Annotated in this window: 22 protein-coding genes and 2 tRNA genes; 9 read left to right on the top strand and 15 right to left on the bottom strand. The window is 41.3% G+C overall.

Annotated elements, in window-relative coordinates; translation table 11 throughout:
* Nucleotides 1–5: 5 nt before the first annotated feature.
* The 3 genes from L4D76_RS10310 to L4D76_RS10300 all read right to left on the bottom strand — a co-directional run bounded on the left by L4D76_RS10310 (nucleotide 6) and on the right by L4D76_RS10300 (nucleotide 2314).
* A complete protein-coding gene (locus tag L4D76_RS10310; protein ID WP_428440818.1) occupies nucleotides 6–938 on the bottom strand; it encodes a reverse transcriptase family protein in 933 nt (310 codons plus the stop codon).
* Nucleotides 939–1153: 215 nt separating this feature from the next.
* A complete protein-coding gene (locus tag L4D76_RS10305) occupies nucleotides 1154–1450 on the bottom strand; it encodes a hypothetical protein (RefSeq protein WP_428440817.1) in 297 nt (98 codons plus the stop codon).
* Nucleotides 1451–2314, bottom strand: a complete 864-nt coding sequence (locus L4D76_RS10300) for a phosphoribosyltransferase-like protein (RefSeq protein WP_428440816.1) — start codon at nucleotides 2312–2314, stop codon at nucleotides 1451–1453.
* A gap of 91 nt (nucleotides 2315–2405) precedes the next feature.
* Here L4D76_RS10300 and L4D76_RS10295 point away from each other — a divergent pair, with 91 nt between their 5' ends.
* A complete protein-coding gene (locus tag L4D76_RS10295; RefSeq protein WP_428440815.1) occupies nucleotides 2406–2813 on the top strand; it encodes a hypothetical protein in 408 nt (135 codons plus the stop codon).
* Between the two features lie 121 nt (nucleotides 2814–2934).
* On the opposite strand, the gene L4D76_RS10290 is transcribed toward L4D76_RS10295, so the two are convergent.
* The 3 genes from L4D76_RS10290 to L4D76_RS10280 all read right to left on the bottom strand — a co-directional run bounded on the left by L4D76_RS10290 (nucleotide 2935) and on the right by L4D76_RS10280 (nucleotide 4783).
* Nucleotides 2935–3306, bottom strand: coding sequence for a hypothetical protein (locus L4D76_RS10290; protein WP_428440814.1), 372 nt, complete (start codon nucleotides 3304–3306; stop codon nucleotides 2935–2937).
* A 192-nt stretch (nucleotides 3307–3498) separates the two neighbouring features.
* Nucleotides 3499–3756, bottom strand: a complete 258-nt coding sequence (locus L4D76_RS10285; protein WP_428440813.1) for a hypothetical protein — start codon at nucleotides 3754–3756, stop codon at nucleotides 3499–3501.
* A complete protein-coding gene (locus L4D76_RS10280) occupies nucleotides 3710–4783 on the bottom strand; it encodes a plasmid recombination protein (protein WP_428440812.1) in 1074 nt (357 codons plus the stop codon). The genes L4D76_RS10285 and L4D76_RS10280 overlap by 47 nt, the downstream gene beginning before the upstream one ends.
* Before the next feature lie 699 nt (nucleotides 4784–5482).
* Between L4D76_RS10280 and L4D76_RS10275 the strand changes: the two genes are divergently transcribed.
* Entirely contained in the window at nucleotides 5483–5908 is a 426-nt protein-coding gene (locus tag L4D76_RS10275) for a hypothetical protein (RefSeq protein ID WP_428440811.1), read from the top strand.
* Nucleotides 5909–6067: 159 nt separating this feature from the next.
* On the opposite strand, the gene L4D76_RS10270 is transcribed toward L4D76_RS10275, so the two are convergent.
* Nucleotides 6068–6143 (bottom strand) — tRNA-Arg (locus L4D76_RS10270).
* A gap of 506 nt (nucleotides 6144–6649) precedes the next feature.
* Nucleotides 6650–6725: transfer RNA gene (locus L4D76_RS10265), tRNA-Ala, on the bottom strand.
* Between the two features lie 321 nt (nucleotides 6726–7046).
* Between L4D76_RS10265 and L4D76_RS10260 the strand changes: the two genes are divergently transcribed.
* On the top strand, nucleotides 7047–7232 hold the full coding sequence (locus L4D76_RS10260; protein WP_428440810.1) for a hypothetical protein: 186 nt from the start codon (nucleotides 7047–7049) through the stop codon (nucleotides 7230–7232).
* A gap of 51 nt (nucleotides 7233–7283) precedes the next feature.
* Here the strand turns inward: L4D76_RS10260 and gltX are convergent, their stop codons facing one another.
* From gltX to L4D76_RS10240, 4 genes are all read right to left on the bottom strand, one after another.
* Nucleotides 7284–8708, bottom strand: coding sequence for a glutamate--tRNA ligase (gene gltX / locus L4D76_RS10255; RefSeq protein ID WP_428440809.1), 1425 nt, complete (start codon nucleotides 8706–8708; stop codon nucleotides 7284–7286).
* Nucleotides 8709–8824: 116 nt separating this feature from the next.
* The gene (locus tag L4D76_RS10250; protein WP_428440808.1) at nucleotides 8825–9268 is read right to left on the bottom strand and encodes a DUF2799 domain-containing protein; all 444 of its coding nucleotides are present in this window, start codon (nucleotides 9266–9268) and stop codon (nucleotides 8825–8827) included.
* A gap of 166 nt (nucleotides 9269–9434) precedes the next feature.
* A complete protein-coding gene (locus tag L4D76_RS10245; protein ID WP_428440807.1) occupies nucleotides 9435–9623 on the bottom strand; it encodes a hypothetical protein in 189 nt (62 codons plus the stop codon).
* Between the two features lie 178 nt (nucleotides 9624–9801).
* Complete coding sequence (locus L4D76_RS10240) at nucleotides 9802–11178, bottom strand: multidrug transporter (protein WP_428440806.1); 1377 nt, start codon at nucleotides 11176–11178, stop codon at nucleotides 9802–9804.
* A 730-nt stretch (nucleotides 11179–11908) separates the two neighbouring features.
* Between L4D76_RS10240 and L4D76_RS10235 the strand changes: the two genes are divergently transcribed.
* Nucleotides 11909–12610: a YccT family protein gene (locus tag L4D76_RS10235; RefSeq protein ID WP_428440805.1), complete on the top strand. Its 702-nt coding sequence runs from the start codon at nucleotides 11909–11911 to the stop codon at nucleotides 12608–12610.
* A 170-nt stretch (nucleotides 12611–12780) separates the two neighbouring features.
* Here L4D76_RS10235 and L4D76_RS10230 read toward each other — a convergent pair whose 3' ends face one another.
* The 3 genes from L4D76_RS10230 to zipA form a co-directional block, all read right to left on the bottom strand.
* Nucleotides 12781–13818 (bottom strand): porin, encoded by a 1038-nt coding sequence (locus L4D76_RS10230; protein WP_428440804.1) that lies wholly within the window; start codon nucleotides 13816–13818, stop codon nucleotides 12781–12783.
* 539 nt (nucleotides 13819–14357) lie between these two features.
* Nucleotides 14358–16373 (bottom strand): NAD-dependent DNA ligase LigA, encoded by a 2016-nt coding sequence (ligA, locus tag L4D76_RS10225; protein ID WP_428440803.1) that lies wholly within the window; start codon nucleotides 16371–16373, stop codon nucleotides 14358–14360.
* Between the two features lie 76 nt (nucleotides 16374–16449).
* Nucleotides 16450–17523, bottom strand: coding sequence for a cell division protein ZipA (zipA, locus tag L4D76_RS10220; RefSeq protein WP_428440802.1), 1074 nt, complete (start codon nucleotides 17521–17523; stop codon nucleotides 16450–16452).
* A 364-nt stretch (nucleotides 17524–17887) separates the two neighbouring features.
* Between zipA and cysZ the strand changes: the two genes are divergently transcribed.
* The 5 genes from cysZ (at nucleotide 17888) to crr (ending at nucleotide 23045) form a co-directional block, all read left to right on the top strand.
* Nucleotides 17888–18655, top strand: coding sequence for a sulfate transporter CysZ (gene cysZ / locus L4D76_RS10215; RefSeq protein WP_428440801.1), 768 nt, complete (start codon nucleotides 17888–17890; stop codon nucleotides 18653–18655).
* Between the two features lie 515 nt (nucleotides 18656–19170).
* Entirely contained in the window at nucleotides 19171–20139 is a 969-nt protein-coding gene (gene cysK / locus L4D76_RS10210) for a cysteine synthase A (protein ID WP_428440800.1), read from the top strand.
* A 316-nt stretch (nucleotides 20140–20455) separates the two neighbouring features.
* Entirely contained in the window at nucleotides 20456–20713 is a 258-nt protein-coding gene (locus L4D76_RS10205; protein ID WP_107281790.1) for an HPr family phosphocarrier protein, read from the top strand.
* A gap of 54 nt (nucleotides 20714–20767) precedes the next feature.
* Nucleotides 20768–22495, top strand: coding sequence for a phosphoenolpyruvate-protein phosphotransferase PtsI (ptsI, locus tag L4D76_RS10200; RefSeq protein WP_428440799.1), 1728 nt, complete (start codon nucleotides 20768–20770; stop codon nucleotides 22493–22495).
* A 40-nt stretch (nucleotides 22496–22535) separates the two neighbouring features.
* Entirely contained in the window at nucleotides 22536–23045 is a 510-nt protein-coding gene (gene crr, locus L4D76_RS10195; RefSeq protein WP_107281792.1) for a PTS glucose transporter subunit IIA, read from the top strand.
* Nucleotides 23046–23078 lie beyond the last annotated feature (33 nt).

Raw genomic sequence — 23078 nt, 5'->3', positions numbered from 1 at the left:
CATGCTTATGAAATATTAACAAACTCTTTATAATTTGAAATTAGCATATTCTTTTTATTTATCGCATAATTATTTTCTGGCTCAACTTGCAATAGATAATTTAGTTTCCCGAGCAATTTTTCATAAATCATAGGTTCAAAATTTGGCATTTCAATCAGGTTATCTTTATTTTTTTCCAGCTCAAATATTTCAGCTCTAAGGCTTCTTTTGAATGCTTTAGGTGCTTTCACCTCTCCACTCGAAATAGAAACACCTGTTATTATTTTTTTACTTCCTTTTTTCTTTAACTTTGTCTTTCTCTTATTGAGAGTGAATCCATAATCAAGTAATATTTCACAAACTATTTTACCTACAACGTTAGGGACATAATCACCTGAAAAAGCCAAATCATCTGCATACCTTGAGTATTTCAACCCAAAAGATAATGCTAACTTATTCAATCTATTATCAATATCGCTAAAGACTATATTACTTATAGATGGGCTTGTGCATGCTCCCTGAGGTAAAGAATCATTAAGAGTACATAAATAAGAGAGATAATTTGATTGTATTTCTGACAAACCTTGACGTGAAAAAGCCTTAAAAACATTCTGTCTAGAAATGTTAGGGAAGAAATCTTTTATATCTAAAGTTAGTAATTCATTGCACCCACAGTGACACTTTGCATGTTCAATATAGCTTCTATTTTTCACATAAGCAAATGCATTAACACTGACGCGAGCATCATCTAATATCAATGTTTTTATCTTACTCTGTAATAAATGAAGTGTTGGATACGGAGCATGTATATTTCTAAAACCGCCTTTTCGTTTAGGTATATTAAACGACCTATAAAAGCAATCTGTAGAATTTATAATACTACTTACGATAAGAATGTTTTTTTCAGTTGTTGGGATGGAAATAATTTCTAGTAATTCTGTAATGCTACTTTCTTTCATAAGTGTTGAATCCCAGCTCTACTTTCTATTACTTTCTGATTCACAGAATCTTTCACGTAGTGAAAGTTATGTGTACTTATACTCGAACAAAGCTCCACCGTTCGAGTATAAGTTGACGTACCTTTCAGGTTAAAGTTAACCTGAACGAAAAAGGCGAATACACCTTATATTGCTAGAGCTGGAACTCAACTAAAGCAATATAATTCAATTTACATTTATATGTCAAGCATTGTGTCAATTAAAACACTAGGTTTTGATGTTTTAGATAACCTATTAATAATAGACAACTTTTGGTTATCAATCTGCTCTGCAATCATGATACTTTCTTTTCGCTTAATTATTAGATCATTATCAAGAAGAAAAGTAACCGCATTATATATCGTTCCGATACTAAAACGATATTTAACATGAAAATCATACAGATCGTGATATTTCATATCTAATAAATCATTAAATATTAATTTAACTGCAATCTTGTGCTCATTGCTAGTAGAATGCTCACATTTATTCATCTACTTTACCCTAGTAAATACTGTGTCGTGCTTACTACCATTTTTTAAATTTGGCCACCAAAAAATGGGGAAAACATTGTTCGGACAACTTAAATTATCCCAATAATATAAAGACTCACTTTTACAATAACCTAATGAATATTTTGACAGCACTCTATTGTGATGATATTGTGACAGCTTACTTTCAATTTTCAGCATCAATTTTATTTTCTTGTATCTTTCGGTTATTGAATTATTTTCGGAAATCCCTTTCTTAAATTCATTTGCACAGAAGACGTTCACATCTATTTTACTTTTTATATTTTTAATGCCAAATTTCATAGCAGAAAAAGAAATGATATAAACATCAATGCTTGAAATATCCACATCGTCTTTCTCTACTGTATTAGCCAACCATTCATACTTTTTAACTATTTTATTACCACTGCCAATGAAATCATCAAACATTATAATTGATGTACAATTTGACAACTTACCTTCTAATTCGGAAATATGGCTAACGTAACAATTTTCCCACTGTTCTACAGGTATTATTTTTTGTTCTAATAATTGAAGACCAACCAACGAACCATCCAGTTTACCTACATCAGAGACTGAAACAATAATTGTATGAGTTGGATTTAGATTTTTTTCATGGACATAATTATTAATCTTGTCACATGACGATCTTTCTTTTTTCTTATCTAAAACAAAAAAATCATTCAGTAGCTCTTTAAGTAAAGACCTTTCATCAGCATCAACACAAAGCTCCCATAAGTTAAGCAGCTCTTCACGCAGTTCTTTCGCCCAATCATGAGTATCACTAATTTCATAAACATCACGAAATGCTTCTCTATCCAGCACTGGATTTGCAATAGAACTCATAGTGAAAACCTAACACTCTATGGTAGAATCAAAAAGTCATATTAAACTATCAACTTTTACGGTATTAATCAAATATATAGGCATGGTTTACATGGATCTTAATGTCATAGGTACATCAGTTCTTGCTGGCGGAATTGTAGGTCAAATTTTGACTCTTTTCGGTTCAAACTATCTAACAAACAAACGAGAATACAAAAAATGGCGTCTTGCTGAACGCCATAAAGCAAGTACCGAATTACTCGATATTGTTACCTCAAATCCACAAAATTTAGATGAATTATCTCAATGGACTCATAAAATACGTAATTCGTCTATGAAAGTTCACATTCTGTATAAAAATGGAACAGCACCAAAAAAACTGGATGATGCCTTAGAAGCTGTTTTCAAACGCGCACAAAGCAAAAAAGATGGAAGCGATGATGATACCTGGTCTTCTAGTTTTAGAACTGAAGTGTCAGAGCTAAGAAAGCAGCTATCAAACAGCATTAATCATGACTAATTACTAATTGTTGAAGTGCTTTCGCACTTCAACATGAGTCTCTTGCATTGCTAAGTTATTAAACGATTACATTTGAATGAAAGCACCAACTAAACCGCCATTGGCGAAATATCGATTCATGTTAAAACTCAAACTCTTGCTGCATCTCATCTGTTACCAATTTGCTTTCGAACTGTTTCTCAAAATCAGCTAAGTTCAATAATTCCATTTCATCTCTACCACCAGTTAAATATACATCCAAAATATCCCAACCACCCCGCTGCTTCTGACATTTCAGATGCTTTACTTTTTCCTTGCTTTTATTTTTTTCAGCAACAACAACCTGTAGACCATATTGATCTTTACGATATAGAACATCGTCAAGGCGTGATTGAAGATCATTCAGTTGATGGAGTGCACTCTCCATACTGAATTTATTGTTTAACTGTTGGATGCCTGTCTGAAGTAAATACTCATTAATTTCATTAAGATTTATTTTTTTATTATTTATCATTATAATATTCTTTAATTATATAAACTCCACTTCTCAAAAGAACAAGTGGTTAATTCAAATATATTAGTCCACTTGTAATTAAACTGTCAAATAGCAGTAATAGATATTCGTAAAAAAAGCCGCATTAAAATGCGACCTCTAGTTTATTATTAAATATAATAACCACCCAGAATTAAATTATCAATTATAATATTATCTTCGTTCTGGAATTAAATAACTATCATAGCCAATATTTTCATCAGACCCAATTGGGTACTTCTCATTTAGCAACTCTATAAACTGACGAAGATCAGTCATCACTTCAATCTCTTGCTCTTTTCCATTTGCTGAATGGATCGCTATATGGTTGGTAATCGACCAGATTAAGCGAATGTACTCACGTTCACGCGTTGGCGCGATCTGTTTAAGGCTGGTAAGTATATTGTTCACTTCTAGTATGTTTTTTTTCATGTTTATTATCTCTTTTTAATTTTAGTTGTTGGATAAATTGATCTTTTAATTCAATCTTGTAGCTCATTGCATCGAACTTATTTTGGTAAGCTTCATTGTCTTGTTTAAGTGCTTTTAGCTCTCGAAACAGCTTAGCAATGCCCTGCTGTTTCTCATCCAGCTCTATCACTGCATCGCTACTTTTCAGTTGTGATCGCTGCAATCGCTCTCTTAAGTATTTATTCTTCTTCTCATGCTTGTTACTAAAAAATGAAGTGCCGCTGATAGTAGTAAGTTCAGTTTCACGTAACTCAATATCCTGCCGCTCACCATCTAGAAGCAACTTATCTTTTAATAGTTGTCGCTGCTGTTTATTAAGCTCTCTACGCTGCTGTAGCAACACTTGAGCTTGCTTCTGTTGTGCTTTCCACACTTTTCTTGTTAGCCGTTGTACTCGCGGCCCTAGGCGCGTTAAACCAAGTTTTGTGCCAACCTCGTTATGATACGAATCTTGAAATTCACGCATCACTTGTTTGTAAGCATTGGATTTTTGGGAGTAACCGCCCTTACATTCATTTCTCGCCCTGATCCCGTCATGGATCTCTGCCATATTGAACACCCCATCTTTAACGTTAGGAACCGCATAAAAGTGCAAGTGAGGATGAGATTCATCGAGATGAAGAACGGCCGACATTAGATTTGCGCCATATTTTTTACGCAAGAAAGCAATTGATCGTTTTAGGAAATCACGGAAATTAACATCAGATTCAGCACCAAGGCTAATAACGCCAGCAAGCAGTAATGGCGCATCTTTTCGGATCTTACGCCCTTGTTTGTCCTTAGCTTTCTTTACGCGATCTAAAGCGATTTGAGGGAGCTTACGAGGATCTAAACCTAATAAAATTTGTGGAGGCTGAGGTTGATAAACATGAGGGCAATAACCATCCTCTCGCATTGCTTCATTAACAATGCTTTCCATAGCTGGTTTACCTTTTTTAGTAGAAACTTTTGCATAAGTTTCTACATGTATAAACTGGAATCCTGACATACTTCATCTATTCTCTTTTATTAACTATAACACTATGAATAATAAGAAAATAGCTGACAAATTAATTACTTTTTAGTATACAAGTAAACTTTTTAGATAAAGCATTGAAAATGCGCATAAGAAAAAGTTATCAGGGGTTTTAGGGGATGAAGTCCCCAACCGACGCTTATCATCGCTTGAGGTACGAGAGCAATATGATAAGCATAGTCGGTTACTATGCTTATTAAATTGGAAAGCAAATTAACGCATGATAATAAAACCTGACAAATGTTTATTATTATTTATATTAATTAAAACAAGCAATTAAGCACGAAAATAGCTTGACACAAAACTTAGAAATGGTTACTTTATTTAAATACCTTATATCCCATCTTACTTGATATCTAACTAAATCCTCTCTTCTAGTTACTTCAAAAAACTCAACACAGCAACAATAACAACCAGTCGATTAACTTCAGCGCGAAGCGCTGGGAGACATTTTAAAAAAAGTATTACTTAGTAAATAAGTAATAAGCTGCCTCTTTTAAATCCTGCTTGTTACGTAAGTAGGGTGATCAAAAATTTAATATTTAACCATTAAAGGTTAACTTCAAGTTTAAACGTCGATTTATACATATTATCCATTAGTCCTAATTGACTGTTTTTAATGTTCATGTTTTTATAGTTAGCAAGTCAATAATAAAAACAAGAGACAAATTCATGAACATTTATAACGAAACAGATATCTCAACTTACAATCAAGCAGCAAGTGAGCAGCTTCAACCTTTGTTACTGACGGCCAATCGGTGGCTTACCAAGCATAATCGTTATCCACGGCCTCATGAAAGCGGCTTAATAAAGCGAAAAAGAGCTTACTTCACCCGCGAGCAAACTGTACCAGTCTATAGCGAAGCAAAAGTTCATCCTCACCCAGATGTTAGTCCTGTACCCGACTTAAAAGACGGTAAACGCTTTTATTATGACGGCGAATGCCAAGTTAAATTTAGCAAGAAAGGTTGGAAGATTAAGGGCAGAAAACTAAAATACGGTGATGATACCGTTCCGTGTGAAATCAGAAACGGATTTGATCATGTAGCCAAGCAGGTTATTTTCGAAAAGTTTTATCTCTACAACGATACGCTCTAAGTATATACGAACTACATTGATTACTTTTTTTGCCTCCATTTATGGGGGCTTTTTTGTACTTAAAATTTAATTATATAGGGATGAATTTTAACCAAAAAGAAGAGTGGCTATTATCTTGAGATGAAAAAAACCAGCAGATAAAGCTGGCTTTCTTGAATGTGGTGTCCCCTACAGGATTCGAACCTGTGTCTAAAACTTAGGAGGTTCTTGTTCTATCCAGCTGAACTAAGGGGACATAGAGTCATAGTATCAGAGCCTTAGCATTTTAAAAACACTATCCTATTTAAATTTACCCACTTGCTCAATTTTACAGCATATGTATCTATCGGCATTAATAAAATCAACCACCCCAAAGTGCTATATAAAAATGCTACATTTTAATACACACAAGTAAACCCTTGAATTTTAATGTTAAAAATTATTTATAATGACAAATACACAGCCCCTCCTAAGGGGAAGGCCGCAGGTTCGACTCCTGCAGGGAGCGCCATTTTCAACCTAGTCTGATTTCCTCTATTCTCTTTCCAACTTTACTATCTTTCAGCATCAGTCTGTTTTCCTTCATCTATTGATAATACCACCCAGCACAAACTTGCCATGCGCAAAAAGATAAAATAAAAACTAAGCAGAAATCGAACCATAACGAACTGACAGGCATAAAAAAACCTCACCTGAGGCGAAGTTTTATCGATCTAGCAACTATCGCATTCTCATAATTAAGACAAAACGATAATAAAAATTTGGTGGAGCTAAGCGGGATCGAACCGCTGACCTCTTGCATGCCATGCAAGCGCTCTCCCAGCTGAGCTATAGCCCCAAAAGACAAGTCGATAATAAAAACATAATGAATTCATGTCAATACCTTCAATATCCTGACATTCACACTTTCCACAATTCTGTTAACTTGATCAAATTTATGCTGTTTTTGAAATTTTGAAAATTTTATAAGGTCTGTATTTAAGCATAAGGAAGCCGGTGCTTATTAAGATTTGAAAAATATGTTCCTGTTCTATGATCTCAAATGAATGAGCTATAAACGTTCATTTTTATGCGATAAATGCGGAATTTTGTAGGTTCAATTATGTTACCTATAAAATAATAAGGAATTGAAACTTCAACGGTACATGGGAGATTGCGTATGAAAAAGTTAATGATTTTTGTTACAGCAGCGTTACTGTCAGTCAGTTTTAACTCAATGGCATTTACTCTTGCGGGTACTCCACTTGTTCTAGACCAAGATGCTTTCAGATACTGCGCAGGTGCAACCAACATCAACGTTTGCATGGAACGCTATTTGTTAATCCATAAATCAAATAAGAAGTAACTTAAGTACAAGCAATAACGAGCGGAATGAAAAATCATTCCGCTCGTTCATTTATGCGTTTGCTTCGCGCTCGGCAATGAATGCCAAAGCCATGTTAATACGAGCAATCACGCGCTCTTTACCCACCATCATCATCACCGCATCAACAGACGGTGATTGACCCTGGCCAGTAACAGCAACACGCAGTGGCATACCCACTTTGCCCATACCGACTTCAAGCTCTTCGCAAGTTTCAGCAATCACTTTATGCAAGTTTTCCGTATTCCACTCAGCTAATGCTTCTACTTTCGCCAGTGCCAATGCCAGTGCATCTTTCGCTACTGGACGCAGGTGTTTTTTCGCCGCCCCGGCTTCAAACTCACTGAAGTCTTGGTAGAAGTAGCGAGACTGCTCTGCAAGTTCGATCAGCGTATTGCAACGCTCACCCACCAGCGCAATCACATCTGTGATAGCTGGGCCATTCGCGGTATCAATTCCCTTCTGATCTAAATGCCACTGCAGGTATTTGGCTACGTACTCAGGTTCAGCAGTCTTGATGTAGTGGTTGTTCAACCACAATAACTTATCGGTATTAAATGCAGATGCTGACTTACTGATTGAACCCAGGTTAAACAACTTAATCATCTCTTCCATAGAGAAGATTTCCTGATCGCCATGAGACCAACCCAGACGCACCAGGTAGTTCAATAGTGCTTGTGGCAGATAACCTTCATCACGATATTGCATAACGCTTACCGCACCGTGACGCTTAGATAATTTTGCGCCGTCATCACCTAAGATCATTGCACAATGTGCAAACTCAGGTACAGGTGCACCTAAGGCTTCATAAATGTTGATCTGACGAGGTGTGTTGTTAATGTGGTCTTCACCACGCACAACTTGGGTAATGCCCATATCCCAGTCATCAACAACGACACAGAAATTGTACGTCGGGCTACCGTCAGTACGGCGAATGATCAGATCATCGAGTTCGCTGTTAGCAATTTCGATATGGCCGCGAACTTTATCTTCAAAAATTACCGTCCCTTCTTTCGGGTTACGGAAACGGATAACAAACGGTGAGTCTTCTGTTGCGGCAGCATTCGCGGCAACAACCTTCGGGTGATTTGCATCATAACGCGGCTTAAGGCCGGCAGCCATTTGCTCTTCACGAAGTTCGTCAAGCAGCAGCTTCGGGCAGTAACACTTATAGGCTTTGTCTTCAGCCAGTAGCTGATCGATTAGCTGGTTATAACGATCAAAACGTTTAGTCTGATAGTAAGGACCTTCATCCCAATCCAGACCCAGCCATTCCATACCTTCAAGGATGGCATCGATCGCTTCTTGTGTAGAGCGCTCAAGATCAGTATCTTCGATTCGAAGAACAAATTCGCCATCCATATGTTTAGCAAATAACCAAGAATAAAGAGCTGTACGAGCACCACCTACGTGCAAAAAGCCTGTTGGGCTCGGTGCGAAGCGAGTTTTAACCGTCATTTAAAATTACCTTAGTAATGAAGGAGCATGCAGTGAGGGCCACTGCGATATGATTATTGCGGGGTATTTTAACACTGTGATGTAAATCTACAATAATCTATGCCCAAGAGACTTCATTAACCAGGCGGTCCTTTCGGGAACATCGCTTGCTCGAAGCCTCTTTCCCATTCATATTTAAAATGAGGTTCGTTACGTCGACCTTCACATTGTCCGTGATAACGGTGCCCTTTAGCGCCGAAAACAAATGCATTTTTGACATTGCAAAACTCATCCAGCCCCTTTGCGTAACCGTCAGAATATTGCTGATAATCAATTGGAAAAATGGAGTCTAGCTTCATTTCATTTGATAGATTCTGGCTGCTGAGAATAACATCGCCTTGAATTGCAGAAGATTGCCCTACCTTGAACCAATTAGTTATTGAACTAGCTTCATAGCTTGAAGCACACCCTATTAATGCACTGATAAAAAACAGAATACTAAATACTTTCACTCTTACCTCTCTATATACTATCTGAATAGAACCACTATTCACTAAAATGGCGCCATGACTAACAGCCAATGAATTCTCATTGAACTCTGCACCTGAGGTGGTTTGGGTAGTTAGATAATAAAGAAAGATACGTTTCTACCATTTGGGTAGCTTCAACATAAAAGAGCCATGTATAAAAATAGGATAAATAACCATTAGGAGGCAGATTGCCCCCAAATAGTTAATTCAAGCCATTTTAAAAAATGGTTTTACCGCCCTTCGATGCACAAACAGTTTGCGGAACCCAGCTTTCTGCGCTCTTGCCATTCTCATCGGTAACAACACAACGATAAATTGGCATCGCACTCGCACCACCTGACTGTGCGGCAAAAGCAGGAAAAGAAGACACCACGCACAAAGTTACAACTACTAATAAGTTTTTCATAAGCCATCTCTTTATGATCTTCATCACAAAAACTGTAGCTTAAATTTTATAAAAAGCCATTTGATGACTAGCGATTCTTAGTAATTGAGGTTTGGCATACAACTAAGACGATCTTTCGTACCTTTCAAGAAAAAGCTGAGCATTTTCATACTCAGCTTTTGTCGCTAACATTTGCTATTTATTTAATCGCAAATGGAATGGTTAACGTAACTTTCAAGTCAGTCTCGTCCTGGAAGCCATTAGAGTAACCAGCCCAGTTTCCAGCATTTGAGTCGTTAACATAGTATGTATAGTACATACCGAAGTTTGCACCTTTCAGCGCACCGCCTTGAATCGCGTAGTTCAAGAATGCACTGCCTGAGTATTCAACAAGCTCATCATAACCATCGGCTTTAGCACCAAATGCATAAACGCCATTCACACCAGCGCTGAAGCCTTGTGCGCCCATATCAGAGAAATCACGCGCAACAGAACCGAAGAAGCCTAGCTCACCATCGTGGTTGAAATCTGAACGGTTATTCCACCAGATATCATAAGCACCATTGGAACCGCCGTATGCCTCAGTCAAACGATAAGACAGATTACCCACATGACCGCGCGTATCCGTAGAATCTGCCGCAGTGTATGTCGCTTCAGCACGGACAGAGTACTGGCCGTAAGACTTAGCCGAAATGAATGCTAACTGGTAAGCCGTTGAGTCATATTGGTTATCATCATCAACAACATATAGTTGCGGAGAAAGATACCAACCATCAGCGGTTGTGTACTTCACTTTCACGTGAGCATTTGTACGATCGCCATCTGTTAATGCTGCATAAGCTGCATCCAACAGCAGTCCATTATCAAACGTATAACGACCACCTAAAGAGTACGCAGTGCCTGCATCTTCAGCACTTGAACCTGTTCCGGTACGGAACTCATAGCTATCTTTGAACCAAGGTGCACGATATTCGTCAGCAACAACCAGACCTAATGCCAGATTGCCAAGGTTTGCACCAATTTCACCACCGGTATAAGTACCAGCAGCAAAGGACCAGTTAACCCCCATGGCGCTCGGAACCGATGGCTGGAAATAACCTAATTTAGCCGTTACTGCATCACCAAACTTAAATTTGAATGCAGCAGTCTGGAATGCTCCGCCATTGTCGTTACAGTCTGATTCCCATGCACCAGAACAACCACTAGAAGTCGTTGGGCTCATATCATATGGATTATCAACACCCCAGAAGTTCATTTCATGGTCAGGAGAAGCGTTTTGCCACAAATCAAACGTTGAATAAACGTTAAGATCTAAACCAACAGTATCAGCCACATAGCCCGAATTAAAATCAACCGACATATACAGTGAACCGTGATCTAAATTCGGCGTTTTTGATGTGTCGTTGCCATTCGCATCGACATCACCACGGGTACGGTCACGCATCCAAACATTAATAGCACCATTGATGGTTGAGTCATCAAAAAAACCGGACGTCGCACTTTCACTTGCCAAAACTGGTGCCGATAAAACGGCAGATGCTACTGCTAATCCTAATAATGTTCTTTTCAATTTCATGGAAAACTCCTAATAAATAGCTGTTTTATGTGTACTTTCCTCAGTTGGCCGCCGAAGGTCAGCACACAAATTTATTGTTAAGTTGTTTTGAACACGAGCAAGACTACAAGCTTTTTTCGACCCGTGAAGATAGTACCCAAGAAACTATGACAACCTTCAAACCAGCAAAATCTAAAAAAATATAAACCCAACAAAACCAACAAGATAAGTCAAACACACAAGAAAACATAAACCGCAACACACATGCATTATTGTGCACTCAATCGCAATACCGAGCGTGAAACGGACAAAATTCAACCACTTAATGAGGTTTCCTGTGCTTACTAAATATTAATTTATCTTTCTTTTGACCAAAAAGGTGATCTTCCTCCCGTTTGGTTAACTGACAAGTGAACTTACTTTCGATTCTCAGCTTGTTTTTCATGGCAATAAATACTATCGAGAAAATATTGATTAATCACTTCCTCTGAAATCAAAAAGCCAAACAATACAGCCAGTGAATATTCTAAATATCTGATAAACAATTTAAAAAATCACAAATAGAATCAACTTGCCTGAAGCCATGCCCAATCTGGTAATTAATATCATGGTTGCGACTGAGCTCTGATTACTACTATAGAGAGGCTAAATAAGCTTTTTCACACCCGACCAACCAAGTAAAATCGTTGTGCGAAATAACTTTTAACGGGATAGCCGCTCACAGGTTCAGCGGCCCCTTCAAGGAGTCTTTATGAAGGTAAAACAACTTGCTCTAGCAACGATGTTGCTACCGTTTGCACCGACAGCAGCGGCGCAGGTAACAATGGAAATACCGAAGGGAATTCAACTTCTGGTGATTAATGGCCAAGATGCCGGTTATTCCATGTTTGGCTTTGATCATAAGCCAGAGATTGAGTTGCCAGATGGTACCAATCAGGTCGTTTTCCGTATTGCTAAAGTCGTCAGAGAATCGGGCAGTAAAACAACAAAATTTAAATCCGTTCCTATCGTTATCCGTTTTGATGGCGATAATACTCAGCTAACACTCGACGTTCCGAACATCCAGACACTAGATGAAGGACGCGACTTCAACAACGAGCTTTCGTTTACGATCAAGGAATCAGGGAATGATTATCCATTCGTATACGATACGCTGCATGTAGGGTTTAACCTTGCACCTGATTACACTCGTGAAGTTGAGAAGTATAATATGAGTGGATCTATTGCCAGTATCACCGCTGGCGTTTCAACCGCGAACGTAATAACCGCTTCAGTTGCTCAGCCACAGAAAGTTACATCTAAAGCCGTTGTTCAATCAACAGCCAATACCGCTGCGTCAACACAACTTACTGAATCCAATAAAGCTGAAATGATGCTGCAACACTGGTTCAACCAGGCTGACGATAAAACAAAGAAGAAGTTTTTAAGCTGGGCTGTCACCAATATCCATTAACTCTTTAATACCAACCGGGATAACAACAAAAAGGCTCATTCATTAATCATGAATGAGCCTTTTTTATGCATTGACACAGTTTTCACTCTTTATAGAAAGTAAAAAGCCGACTGATATACAGTCGGCTTTAACATCATATTACGTTATATTTCTGTTAGGCAAAATACCCGTTAGAAATTGTACGAAATACCCACACCTGCTCCAAACATACTTTCGCCACCGCGAGTGATCTGGTAAGGACGTACAAACACTGACGCATTTGGGTCAATAAAGTATGTCGCATCAAACGTGACGATATCTTCGGATGTTGGCGTTGATTTGACACCGCCTGTTTCCAGATCTTCCTGAGCGGCATAACCTAAGCTGAATTTCCAGTCTTCCATTGTATAATTGACAGCTACCGAGTAAGCATTCTGATCCTGGTCTGGCGCACCGTTATCATATTCGGCACCCGTGATTTTATAAGCTACGTGAGCACCAAATGCACCAAACTTTGCCTCGACACCAGCAATGATCAACTGAGTGTCAGAACGTACATTGTTCTCTTCATCTTCAGTGTCTACTTGGCGGTCAGTACCAAGTTCATAACCAAGACTGAATACCGCTGGGCCTGCTTTTACTTGTGCAGAAGCGCCATACCAATTATTTCCATCTTCAGTAACGTTACCTTTACCGGCCGCTAATGAGAAGTTTACCGCACCAAACTGGGCGGTATCAAAACGAACGCTGTCTGAAACACGATCGTAGTTTGTACCGCCTTCAACAGCACCCGTCCAGTCAAACACTTCACCAAGTTTGTTACCTGAGAATGGCCAGTCAACAATTTGATATGCTGGTGTTAACAGACGACCAACGCGAACTTTACCGGCATCAAATTCAAAACCGATAAAGGAATCACGGAAACCCATGCGAGAAATACCCGCATCATCACCATCGCCTACGTCACCGGCTTCCATCTGCCAGAACATCTTAGGACCTTTTTCCAGATCGAGGGTACCACGTAAACCGAAGCGTGATTCATTCAGAACATTTAAAGTACCTTCACCACTACCGTCATTACCTTCAGCCTCACCACCCCATACAGAGACAGCAGCCAGACCATACAAATCAATAGTTGATGTTGCTGGTGCTGCTTGAACCGCAACTGAAGCCATTGCAGCCGCTGCAACTGCCACACCTAAAACTGAACGCTTAAACATGTTTTCCATGGAATAACTCCTAAAAAATATTAGCTGTTTACTTGAGCCTTAAAGGTTGGCCGCCGAAGACATCAAGTAACTCTCCCGATATGTCAGCCGAAATCTAAATTCGGCTAAATCATATTTTTTTAGTTCTTTATGAACCCCTGTGAAACTTCAGGTACAAGACTACTTTCGCAGCGCAAAACATCAACTAGAACTTATTTTCTTCTTCAAAAAATATGACCCAGTGCAAAGTTTCTGCGCTACAGTGATCAAGATCAAATCCCGCCCAAAGATCTTGTAAATAAACCTAAAAATCACTATATAACAACGAGATACAAAATATGAAGAAACATAAAATGCGAGGTATCACTAAAAAATATCACGCCTTTTTCATAATTACATATTGAAGGTCGTCATATTTGTAAAAATATAATTGAACTATTTTAGACGCGCGAAATAACTGGAGGGGATAATTAAAACTGGAAATAAAGAGAGAGGGTATAAGTGGGTATGTTCATTTTTATGGCAAATTTGAACATACCCAGAGAAGGAGAGAAGGGAAATTAACGATTCATGAAATTAACAAGCGTTTGTTCGTCCCAAATTTCGATATCAAGCTCTTGTGCTTTGGCTAACTTCGAGCCGGCCGCTTCACCGGCAACCAGTAAATCAGTCTTCTTTGAGACACTGCCCGTGACTTTGGCACCTAGCCCCTGCAAAGCCGCCTTGGCATCAGATCGGGTCAGTTGCGATAGGGAACCGGTTAAGACCACAACTTTGCCATCGAGGGGCAGCTCAACGCCCGCATCCGGCTTTTCTATCGCAGGCCAATGGATACCGACGGCCTGTAAGTCAGCGATCACTTCCATATTATGGGGTTCACGGAAGAAGTTGAACAGATGCTCAGCAACAATATCACCGACGTCCGGAACCGTAACTAACTGCTCTTTCGTCGCCTTCGCAATGGCTTCTAAGGTTTCAAAATGGTTAGCCAGATTTGCAGCAGTGGCTTCCCCGACCTCGCGAATACCAAGTGAATACAAAAAACGCGACAGCGTGGTCAACTTTGATTGATTGAGGGAATCGATCAGTTTTTGGGCAGATTTAGGCCCCATACGTTCCAGCACGGTCACGATACCCGCCGACAGCTTAAACAGATCCGCCGGAGTCGATACCATTTCCCGATCTACCAGCTGCTCGATAACCTTTTCGCCGCAGCCATCGACATCCAGCGCCTTACGTGAAACGAAATGCTTAAGGGCTTCTTTACGTTGCGCCTGACAGAACAAGCCGCCAGAACAACGCGCCACCACTTCGCCTTCAACGCGTTCCACTTTCGACTGACACACCGGGCATTCTGTTGGGAATACAATTGCCTTGGCGTCTTCAGGACGACGTGACTCAACAACAGAAACAACCTGAGGGATCACGTCACCCGCCCGGCGGATAATCACGGTATCGCCAACCATCACGCCTAAGCGGGCTACTTCATCGGCATTATGCAGTGACGCGTTACTGACGGTAACACCACCGACAAAAACCGGCTCTAACTTCGCCACCGGGGTTATCGCCCCCGTTCGCCCGACCTGAAACTCAACATTGTTAAGTATCGTCATCTCTTCTTGGGCCGGAAATTTATAGGCAATCGCCCAGCGAGGTGCTCGCGCTACGAATCCAAGTTGCTCTTGTGTCTCAACATCATCAACTTTAATTACGACACCATCGATTTCGTAAGCCAGATCCTGGCGACGCTGGCCGATATCCTGATAGTAGGCAATCACATCGTTCAGGGTATCAAGCTGCCTGATCTCAGGGCACATCGGTATACCCCAGCCTTTCAGTTGTACCAGGCGATCATACTGGCTTGGTGCCAGCTCCAGACCTTCGACAACGCCGACAGAATAGGCATAGAAACTTAATGGGCGGGTCGCGGTGATTTTTGAGTCTAGCTGGCGCAGGCTGCCTGCTGCTGCATTTCGCGGATTGGCAAAGGGCTTATCACCTTTTTTTTGAGCTCGTGCGTTCAGCGCATCAAAGCCTTTTTTAGGCATGAAGACTTCACCGCGAACTTCCAGCCGAGCCGGCCAGCCTTCTCCTCGCAGTTTCAGCGGAATGGAACGGATGGTACGTACGTTGGTGGTAATGTTTTCACCTGTACTGCCGTCGCCCCGCGTTGCCGCCTGAACCAGAACACCATTCTCGTACATCAGGCTGACCGCCAAGCCATCGAGCTTAGGTTCACAGCAGTAACTTAATTTTCCTGCAGAGATCAGGCGATCCTGCATCCGTTTTTCGAAAGCCTGCAGCTCTTCGTCGTTAAACGCATTATCCAGCGATAACATAGGGAGTTCATGTTTTACTTGGGTAAACCCATCAAGTGGAGTACCGCCAACTCGCTGGCTAGGAGAGTCAACCGTCATCAGTTGCGGATGTTCAGCTTCTAACACCAGTAGCTGTTGCATCATGCGATCATATTCAGCATCAGGGATTTCTGGATTATCTTCTACATAATAACGGTGGCCATGATATGCGAGTTGTTCACGCAACGCGGCAAGTTGTTGCTGAATGTCGGTACTCATTACTTTTCCTACCTAAAAAAATAAGGCTCCTCTGCAGGAGCCTAATAGAAATGATATCTCTTAACCAAGGGGGGGGTTAGATCTGGCTGTACAATTTAGCTTTTTCGCGATATTCGTCGATTCGGTTCGGTGTGATCATGGTTCGCTCATGATCAAGCACATCGGCATTTAATTCATCGGCAATCTGCTGAACCGTTTGTAACATCAAATTGAAGTTCTGATCCGCGCGACCGTAACAAGGCAGCATCAAATAGAAAGAAACACCCGGCGTTTCAAAGTTGTCTGCGCCCCCTTCAGGGAAGTTGCCCGGATGGATCATATTGGCGGCAGAAAACAGTACCGGTTCAATGCCAGCCAGATCAGCGTGGCGGTGGTACACCGCGTTGTCGCCAAAAATCAGATTGTGCTGCTCGAGACAACCAAATAATTTTGCCCCCTGCAACATCTCCCCATTACGGGCATGAACACTCAACGCCAGATAACTCGGTTCCAGTACCGGCTCGGGTTCAATCATAGGGACAGGAGAAGGAGCTGGTTCTTCAGGTTCAATAACATCGGCAACCACTGGTGAATTATCAGCAACAACCGGTTTGGCTTCTTCAATATTACTTGGTTGAGCATTCGGTGTTTCAGAAAAGGCGGTATCAACAGTTGCCGTCTCAGCTTTAACGACCTGAACAGGTTCAGCCTGCCCTTGCGGTCCAACGGGCATGATTAGCGCAGATGGTTCAGTGACAGGCACCGTCTCTGGCTCTGATTGGTCTGTATTGATACTCGCCCGCGGTTCAATTTTTTCAGCGGTTGCTGACATTTTTGGCAAATCCGCCACATCATCGACAAAAGATGTGTCACTGGCTACATCAAGCAGCGGATCAGCTTGCAGCTTTTCGCCAAAATGTAATTCAGGCTCTGTGCGTTTATGGGCTTTTTTCTCTGCTTCTTCAGGTGCAGTATTGACCACCCGAACGGAACCGACGCCATCTTGATCAAAACCATCGGTATCAACATTGTTAGTCTCTCCTAACTTACCCAGCGGTTTCTCGCCAAATTTCGCGGGCTTTTCTTTTCTGCTGGTCCAAAGACCGTGTAAAAGAAGCGCAGAGATAGCCAGCGCACCAACAATAATAAGAACCAGACGCAATTCCTGCATTATGAATACTCTGAATTAACTCGTTATCCCTTACGGGGTAAATGATAGTAAAAGTGTCACAGGGCTTACAAAAGCACCTGAGCTGATTAAAAGCTAACGGGTTTAAAGCCTACTATTAACTTAATGTACCAAAACTCAATTAATAATGAGAAGATGAATATTGGTATTCGTGCAAGATAGTGCTGCTGAGCACAAAATTGCACAAAATTCAGACAAAATAACCGCCAAACTTCCCTCTTATTACCTACGACAGCAAGTTTGGGATTTGATTCTACACCGTTCTCCCCGTTAACATACACTCTGTATCCCATCAAGAGGAGAATAATTACCTCTCTGGATGAGAACTTTGTGTAAGGAGTATTCAATGTCGAAACCGCAAATCATCCATGCCCCGATCAGTGGCGCAGGGTACTTTTTTAAAGGCATGTCTTTAGCCATGCAACCGGGGACCCGACGATTTGTCATTCTGCCTCTATTAATCAACATACTGTTGTTTGGCAGTGCATTTGGTTTTGTATTAAGTCAACTTAGTGACTGGATTAACAGCTGGTTAGCGTCATTACCGTCATGGTTAGATTGGCTGTCGTATTTGCTGTGGCCACTGCTTGCGATAGCAACGCTGGTAATATTTTCATATCTCTTCAGTACCATCGCCAATTGGATTGCTGCGCCGTTTAATGGCTTACTGGCAGAACACCTAGAAGCCAAACTGACCAACAAACCGGCGCCTGATGCGGGATTAAAGGAGATCATGAAAGATCTACCGCGGATCATGGGTCGAGAATGGATTAAACTTAAATATTACCTGCCAAAAGCCATTGGTTTGCTCATCCTGCTTTGGATTCCGGCTATCGGCCAAACCGTTGGGCCGGTATTGTGGTTCTTATTCAGCGCATGGATGATGACCATTCAATATGTCGACTACCCATTTGATAATCATAAAATTCCGTTCGAATCAATGCGTGATGCCTTGAAACTCAAACGAGGAAAATCACTCAGCTTTGGCAGTTTAGTCATGCTGTTTACCATGACACCAATACTGAACTTATTTGTCATGCCAATCGCCGTTTGCGGCGCAACGGCAATGTGGGTCGATCATTACCGAGAGCAGATGATAGGCGCTAGATACTAGGTGCTAGATACTAGGTGCTAGATACTAGATACTCGATACTAGGTGCTAGGTGCTAGGTACTAAATACTAGGTACTAAATACTAGGTACTAGATACTAGGCGCTAGGTGCTAGATACTCGATACTCGATACTCGATACTAGCCACTAGCCACTAGGTACTAGGTACTAGGTACTAGGTACTAGATACTCGGCAAAAGGAGAGAATAAGCTCTCCTTTTTTTTATTTCAAATGCTATGAGCAGAATGCGCCTTGCGTACTCTAAATTAAACCTTCAAAAAAATAATCTGCTTATTATCAAGCAGCTGCTGCATATAAAGTCCAAGAGCCTTTCTCATCGGCCATAGACCATGGATCCGTTCTTTTCACGACTGCACTTCCCTCTGGAGCCTCGAGCCTAGAATTTAGGGTCTTCTTTTATAACAATAAGATATAACAATAAATTACTTTCCAAATACCGATGACGGTTTATGCTTACTTTATCTGAAATTAGAACGTGTCACGAAGGAACGAAAAGCATGAGCAAGATTTACGAAGATAACTCGCTAACGATTGGTAATACTCCGCTAGTACGTCTGAACCGCGTCAGTAAAGGTAATGTACTGGCTAAAGTTGAAGCCCGTAATCCAAGCTTCAGCGTTAAATGCCGGATCGGTGCAAATATGATTTGGGATGCCGAGAAAAAAGGCCTCTTAAAAGAAGGCATTGAACTGGTTGAGCCGACCAGTGGTAACACCGGTATTTCCCTGGCTTTCGTTGCTGCTGCACGCGGTTATAAGCTGACACTGACCATGCCTGAAAGCATGAGCCTTGAGCGCCGTAAACTGCTTAAAGCATTGGGCGCAAATTTGGTACTGACAGAAGCGCCAAAAGGCATGAAAGGCGCCATTGATAAAGCAGAAGAAATTGTAGCATCAGACCCAGCTAAATATCTGTTACTGCAGCAATTTAATAACCCTGCCAACCCTGAAATTCACGAAAAGACGACTGGGCCGGAAATTTGGGATGCGACAGATGGTGACGTTGATGTCTTCGTTTCTGGTGTCGGAACAGGCGGTACGCTGACAGGTGTTAGCCGTTTCATCAAACAGCAAAAAGGCAAAGCCATTACAACGGTTGCCGTAGAACCTTCTGAGTCACCGGTTATAACCCAGACCCTGAACGGCGAAGATGTGAAACCGGCACCTCACAAAATTCAGGGGATCGGTGCAGGCTTCATTCCTGGCAACCTTGATCTGAATCTGATTGATGAAGTTGAACGCGTCAGCTCTGAAGACTCTATTATAATGGCACGTCGCCTAATGGAAGAAGAAGGCATTCTGGCAGGTATCTCTTCCGGTGCCGCAGTGGTGGCTGCAAACCGCATTGCTGAACGCCCAGAATTTGCCGGTAAAAATATTGTCGTTGTGCTACCGAGTTCAAGTGAGCGTTACCTGTCCACGGCTCTGTTTACGGGTATCTTTACAGACAAAGAAACCCAACAGTGATCACACTTTTAAGTAATCGATAACCAATTTTTGCCTTATAAAGCCCCTGCGGGGGCTTTTTTGTTGCATTTTCCCTTTACGTTTAATATAAATTCGCAATGTTTTAATTTAAGCATCGAAATAAAGGGTTAAACTTTGACCTTGAAGATGCAGCCAAGACAAACAATCTCATGAAAATTTGACTTGGATTAAGCTAAAACGGCGAACTGTTGGGTAGTTTATACTAAGGATTAGCAAGCTAAGACTACACACGTTAAGCTTTCTTTCAGTTACGCAATTAAATCAAAAAATATTATATCGATAATCGGGGTGAAAAATGTATCAGAAACAAGTTGAGATTACTGCAGAAAACGGTCTACACACTCGTCCAGCGGCTCAGTTCGTAAAAGAAGCTAAAGGGTTCGACGCAGACATTACTGTTACTTCTAACGGTAAGAGCGCAAGTGCAAAAAGTCTGTTCAAACTACAAACACTAGGTTTAGTTAAAGGTACTCACGTAACTATCTCTGCTGAAGGTGCTCAGGCACAAGCTGCAGTAGACCACCTGGTTGCTCTAATGGACACGCTGCACTAATCCGCCGTCTGTTTATTACGTTCCCTAGTTTTTTAGTTAATTTAAGGTAAGGCTATGATTTCAGGTATCCTGGCATCTCCTGGTATTGCTTTTGGTAAAGCACTGCTACTGCAAGAAGACGAGATTGTTATTAACAAGACTCCAATCTCTGCAGACCAGATCGATAACGAAATTCAATGTTTCTTCGACGCTCGAAAAAAATCTTCTGAGCAACTAGAAGTAATCAAAGAAAAAGCACGTATCACCTTCGGTGAAGAGAAGGAAGCGATCTTTGAAGGTCACATCATGTTGCTGGAGGATGAAGAGCTTGAAGAAGAAATCATAGCCTCCATTAAAGACAACAAAGCGTCTGCAGCCCTTGCTATTCACTCTATTATCGAAGAGCAGGCAATAACGCTAGAATCTTTAGATGACGAATACCTGAAAGAGCGTGCAACGGATATCCGTGATATCGGTAGCCGTTTCGTTAAAAACGCATTAGGTATCAGCATCGTTAATCTAAGTGCAATTAACGAAGAAGTAATTCTGGTTGCAAACGACCTGACGCCTTCTGAGACGGCACAAATCAACCTGGATTACGTACTTGGCTTCATTACTGATATCGGTGGCCGTACTTCGCACACCTCTATCATGGCGCGTTCTCTGGAGCTACCTGCAATTGTAGGTACAAACGATATTACAACTCGTGTTCAAAATGGTGACATGCTGGTTGTTGATGCAATCAACAACCAAATCGTTATCAACCCGACACAAGCCGAGCTAACCAAATTCAAAGCGATCCGTGACGAGTACCAGGCTGAGAAAGACGAGCTTGCGAAGCTGAAGGATCTTCCTGCTATTACCCTTGATGGTAAGCAAGTAGAAGTTTGCGGTAATATCGGTACCGTTAAAGACTGTGACGGTATTAACCGTAACGGCGGTGAAGGTGTAGGCCTGTACCGTACCGAATTCCTGTTCATGGACCGTGATTCTCTTCCAACCGAAGATGAGCAGTACCAGGCTTATAAAGACGTTGCTGAAGCCATGCACGGCGAAACCGTAATTATCCGTACTATGGATATCGGTGGTGATAAAGATCTCCCATACCTAGATCTTCCTAAAGAGATGAATCCATTCCTGGGCTGGCGTGCCATTCGCATCAGCCTGGACCGTCGTGAGATCCTTCGTGATCAGCTACGCGGTATTCTACGTGCATCTGCACACGGTAAGATCCGCATCATGTTCCCGATGATTATCTCTGTTGAAGAGATCCGTGAACTGAAAGCGGCAATTGAAGAATACAAAGCTGAACTACGCACTGAAGGCCTTGCTTTCGACGAGCAAATCGAAATCGGCGTAATGGTGGAAACACCTGCTGCTGCGGCTATCGCCCACCACCTTGCAAAAGAAGTTGCCTTCTTTAGCATTGGTACAAACGACTTAACCCAGTATACTCTTGCAGTTGACCGCGGAAATGAGCTTATTTCTCATCTATATAACCCGCTATCACCTGCAGTACTGATTGTGATCAAGCAAGTTATCGATGCTTCTCACAAAGAAGGTAAGTGGACTGGCATGTGTGGCGAGCTAGCTGGTGACGAACGTGCTACCCTATTGCTATTAGGCATGGGTCTGGACGAGTTCAGCATGAGCGGGATTTCAATTCCACGCATTAAGAAAGTTATCCGTAACGCTAACTTTGCTGATGTTAAAGCTATGGCAGAGCAAGCACTTGCCCTACCAACGGCTGCTGAAATCGAAGCACACGTAGAAAAATTCATCGTAGAGAAGACCATCTGCTAATATAGCTGCAGATAGAATAACAACGCTTAGGAGCAACGATATGGGTCTGTTTGACAAATTGAAGAAGCTGGTTTCTGACGACAGCAACGAAGCTGGTGCCATCGAAATTATCGCACCACTTTCTGGCGAAATCGTAAATATCGAAGATGTGCCAGATGTTGTTTTTGCAGAGAAGATTGTTGGTGACGGCATCGCTATCAAGCCTGCTGGAAACAAAATGGTTGCACCCGTAAACGGTACAATCGGCAAGATCTTCGAAACAAACCACGCTTTCTCTATTGAGTCTGACGATGGTATTGAGCTTTTCGTTCACTTTGGTATCGATACTGTTGAACTGAAAGGTGAAGGCTTCACTCGCATTGCAGAGGAAGGCCAAACTGTTAAAGTCGGTGACACTGTTATCGAATTCGATCTTGCGCTACTAGAAGAGAAAGCAAAGTCAACTCTGACTCCTGTTGTTATCTCTAACATGGACGAGATCAAAGAACTGAACAAACTTTCTGGCGCTGTAACTGTGGGTGAAACTCCAGTTCTACGCATCAAGAAGTAAGATTGTCTCAGTCTTAACGAAACGCCGCCTTCG

Origin of the sequence: Photobacterium sagamiensis (assembly GCF_050337085.1) — a bacterium.
Classification (GTDB): domain Bacteria; phylum Pseudomonadota; class Gammaproteobacteria; order Enterobacterales; family Vibrionaceae; genus Photobacterium; species Photobacterium sagamiensis.
This window is presented reverse-complemented; position numbering and strand designations above follow the sequence as displayed.

Bases quoted from the DNA above. Each gene is read 5' to 3' on its own strand.
- L4D76_RS10310 (WP_428440818.1), bottom strand. From the start codon at position 938: ATGAAAGAAAGTAGCATTACAGAATTACTAGAAATTATTTCCATCCCA.
- L4D76_RS10305 (WP_428440817.1), bottom strand. From the start codon at position 1,450: ATGAATAAATGTGAGCATTCTACTAGCAATGAGCACAAGATTGCAGTT.
- L4D76_RS10300 (WP_428440816.1), bottom strand. From the start codon at position 2,314: ATGAGTTCTATTGCAAATCCAGTGCTGGATAGAGAAGCATTTCGTGAT.
- L4D76_RS10295 (WP_428440815.1), top strand. From the start codon at position 2,406: ATGGATCTTAATGTCATAGGTACATCAGTTCTTGCTGGCGGAATTGTA.
- L4D76_RS10290 (WP_428440814.1), bottom strand. From the start codon at position 3,306: ATGATAAATAATAAAAAAATAAATCTTAATGAAATTAATGAGTATTTA.
- L4D76_RS10285 (WP_428440813.1), bottom strand. From the start codon at position 3,756: ATGAAAAAAAACATACTAGAAGTGAACAATATACTTACCAGCCTTAAA.
- L4D76_RS10280 (WP_428440812.1), bottom strand. From the start codon at position 4,783: ATGTCAGGATTCCAGTTTATACATGTAGAAACTTATGCAAAAGTTTCT.
- L4D76_RS10275 (WP_428440811.1), top strand. From the start codon at position 5,483: ATGAACATTTATAACGAAACAGATATCTCAACTTACAATCAAGCAGCA.
- L4D76_RS10260 (WP_428440810.1), top strand. From the start codon at position 7,047: ATGAAAAAGTTAATGATTTTTGTTACAGCAGCGTTACTGTCAGTCAGT.
- gltX (WP_428440809.1), bottom strand. From the start codon at position 8,708: ATGACGGTTAAAACTCGCTTCGCACCGAGCCCAACAGGCTTTTTGCAC.
- L4D76_RS10245 (WP_428440807.1), bottom strand. From the start codon at position 9,623: ATGAAAAACTTATTAGTAGTTGTAACTTTGTGCGTGGTGTCTTCTTTT.
- L4D76_RS10240 (WP_428440806.1), bottom strand. From the start codon at position 11,178: ATGAAATTGAAAAGAACATTATTAGGATTAGCAGTAGCATCTGCCGTT.
- L4D76_RS10235 (WP_428440805.1), top strand. From the start codon at position 11,909: ATGAAGGTAAAACAACTTGCTCTAGCAACGATGTTGCTACCGTTTGCA.
- L4D76_RS10230 (WP_428440804.1), bottom strand. From the start codon at position 13,818: ATGGAAAACATGTTTAAGCGTTCAGTTTTAGGTGTGGCAGTTGCAGCG.
- ligA (WP_428440803.1), bottom strand. From the start codon at position 16,373: ATGAGTACCGACATTCAGCAACAACTTGCCGCGTTGCGTGAACAACTC.
- zipA (WP_428440802.1), bottom strand. From the start codon at position 17,523: ATGCAGGAATTGCGTCTGGTTCTTATTATTGTTGGTGCGCTGGCTATC.
- cysZ (WP_428440801.1), top strand. From the start codon at position 17,888: ATGTCGAAACCGCAAATCATCCATGCCCCGATCAGTGGCGCAGGGTAC.
- cysK (WP_428440800.1), top strand. From the start codon at position 19,171: ATGAGCAAGATTTACGAAGATAACTCGCTAACGATTGGTAATACTCCG.
- L4D76_RS10205 (WP_107281790.1), top strand. From the start codon at position 20,456: ATGTATCAGAAACAAGTTGAGATTACTGCAGAAAACGGTCTACACACT.
- ptsI (WP_428440799.1), top strand. From the start codon at position 20,768: ATGATTTCAGGTATCCTGGCATCTCCTGGTATTGCTTTTGGTAAAGCA.
- crr (WP_107281792.1), top strand. From the start codon at position 22,536: ATGGGTCTGTTTGACAAATTGAAGAAGCTGGTTTCTGACGACAGCAAC.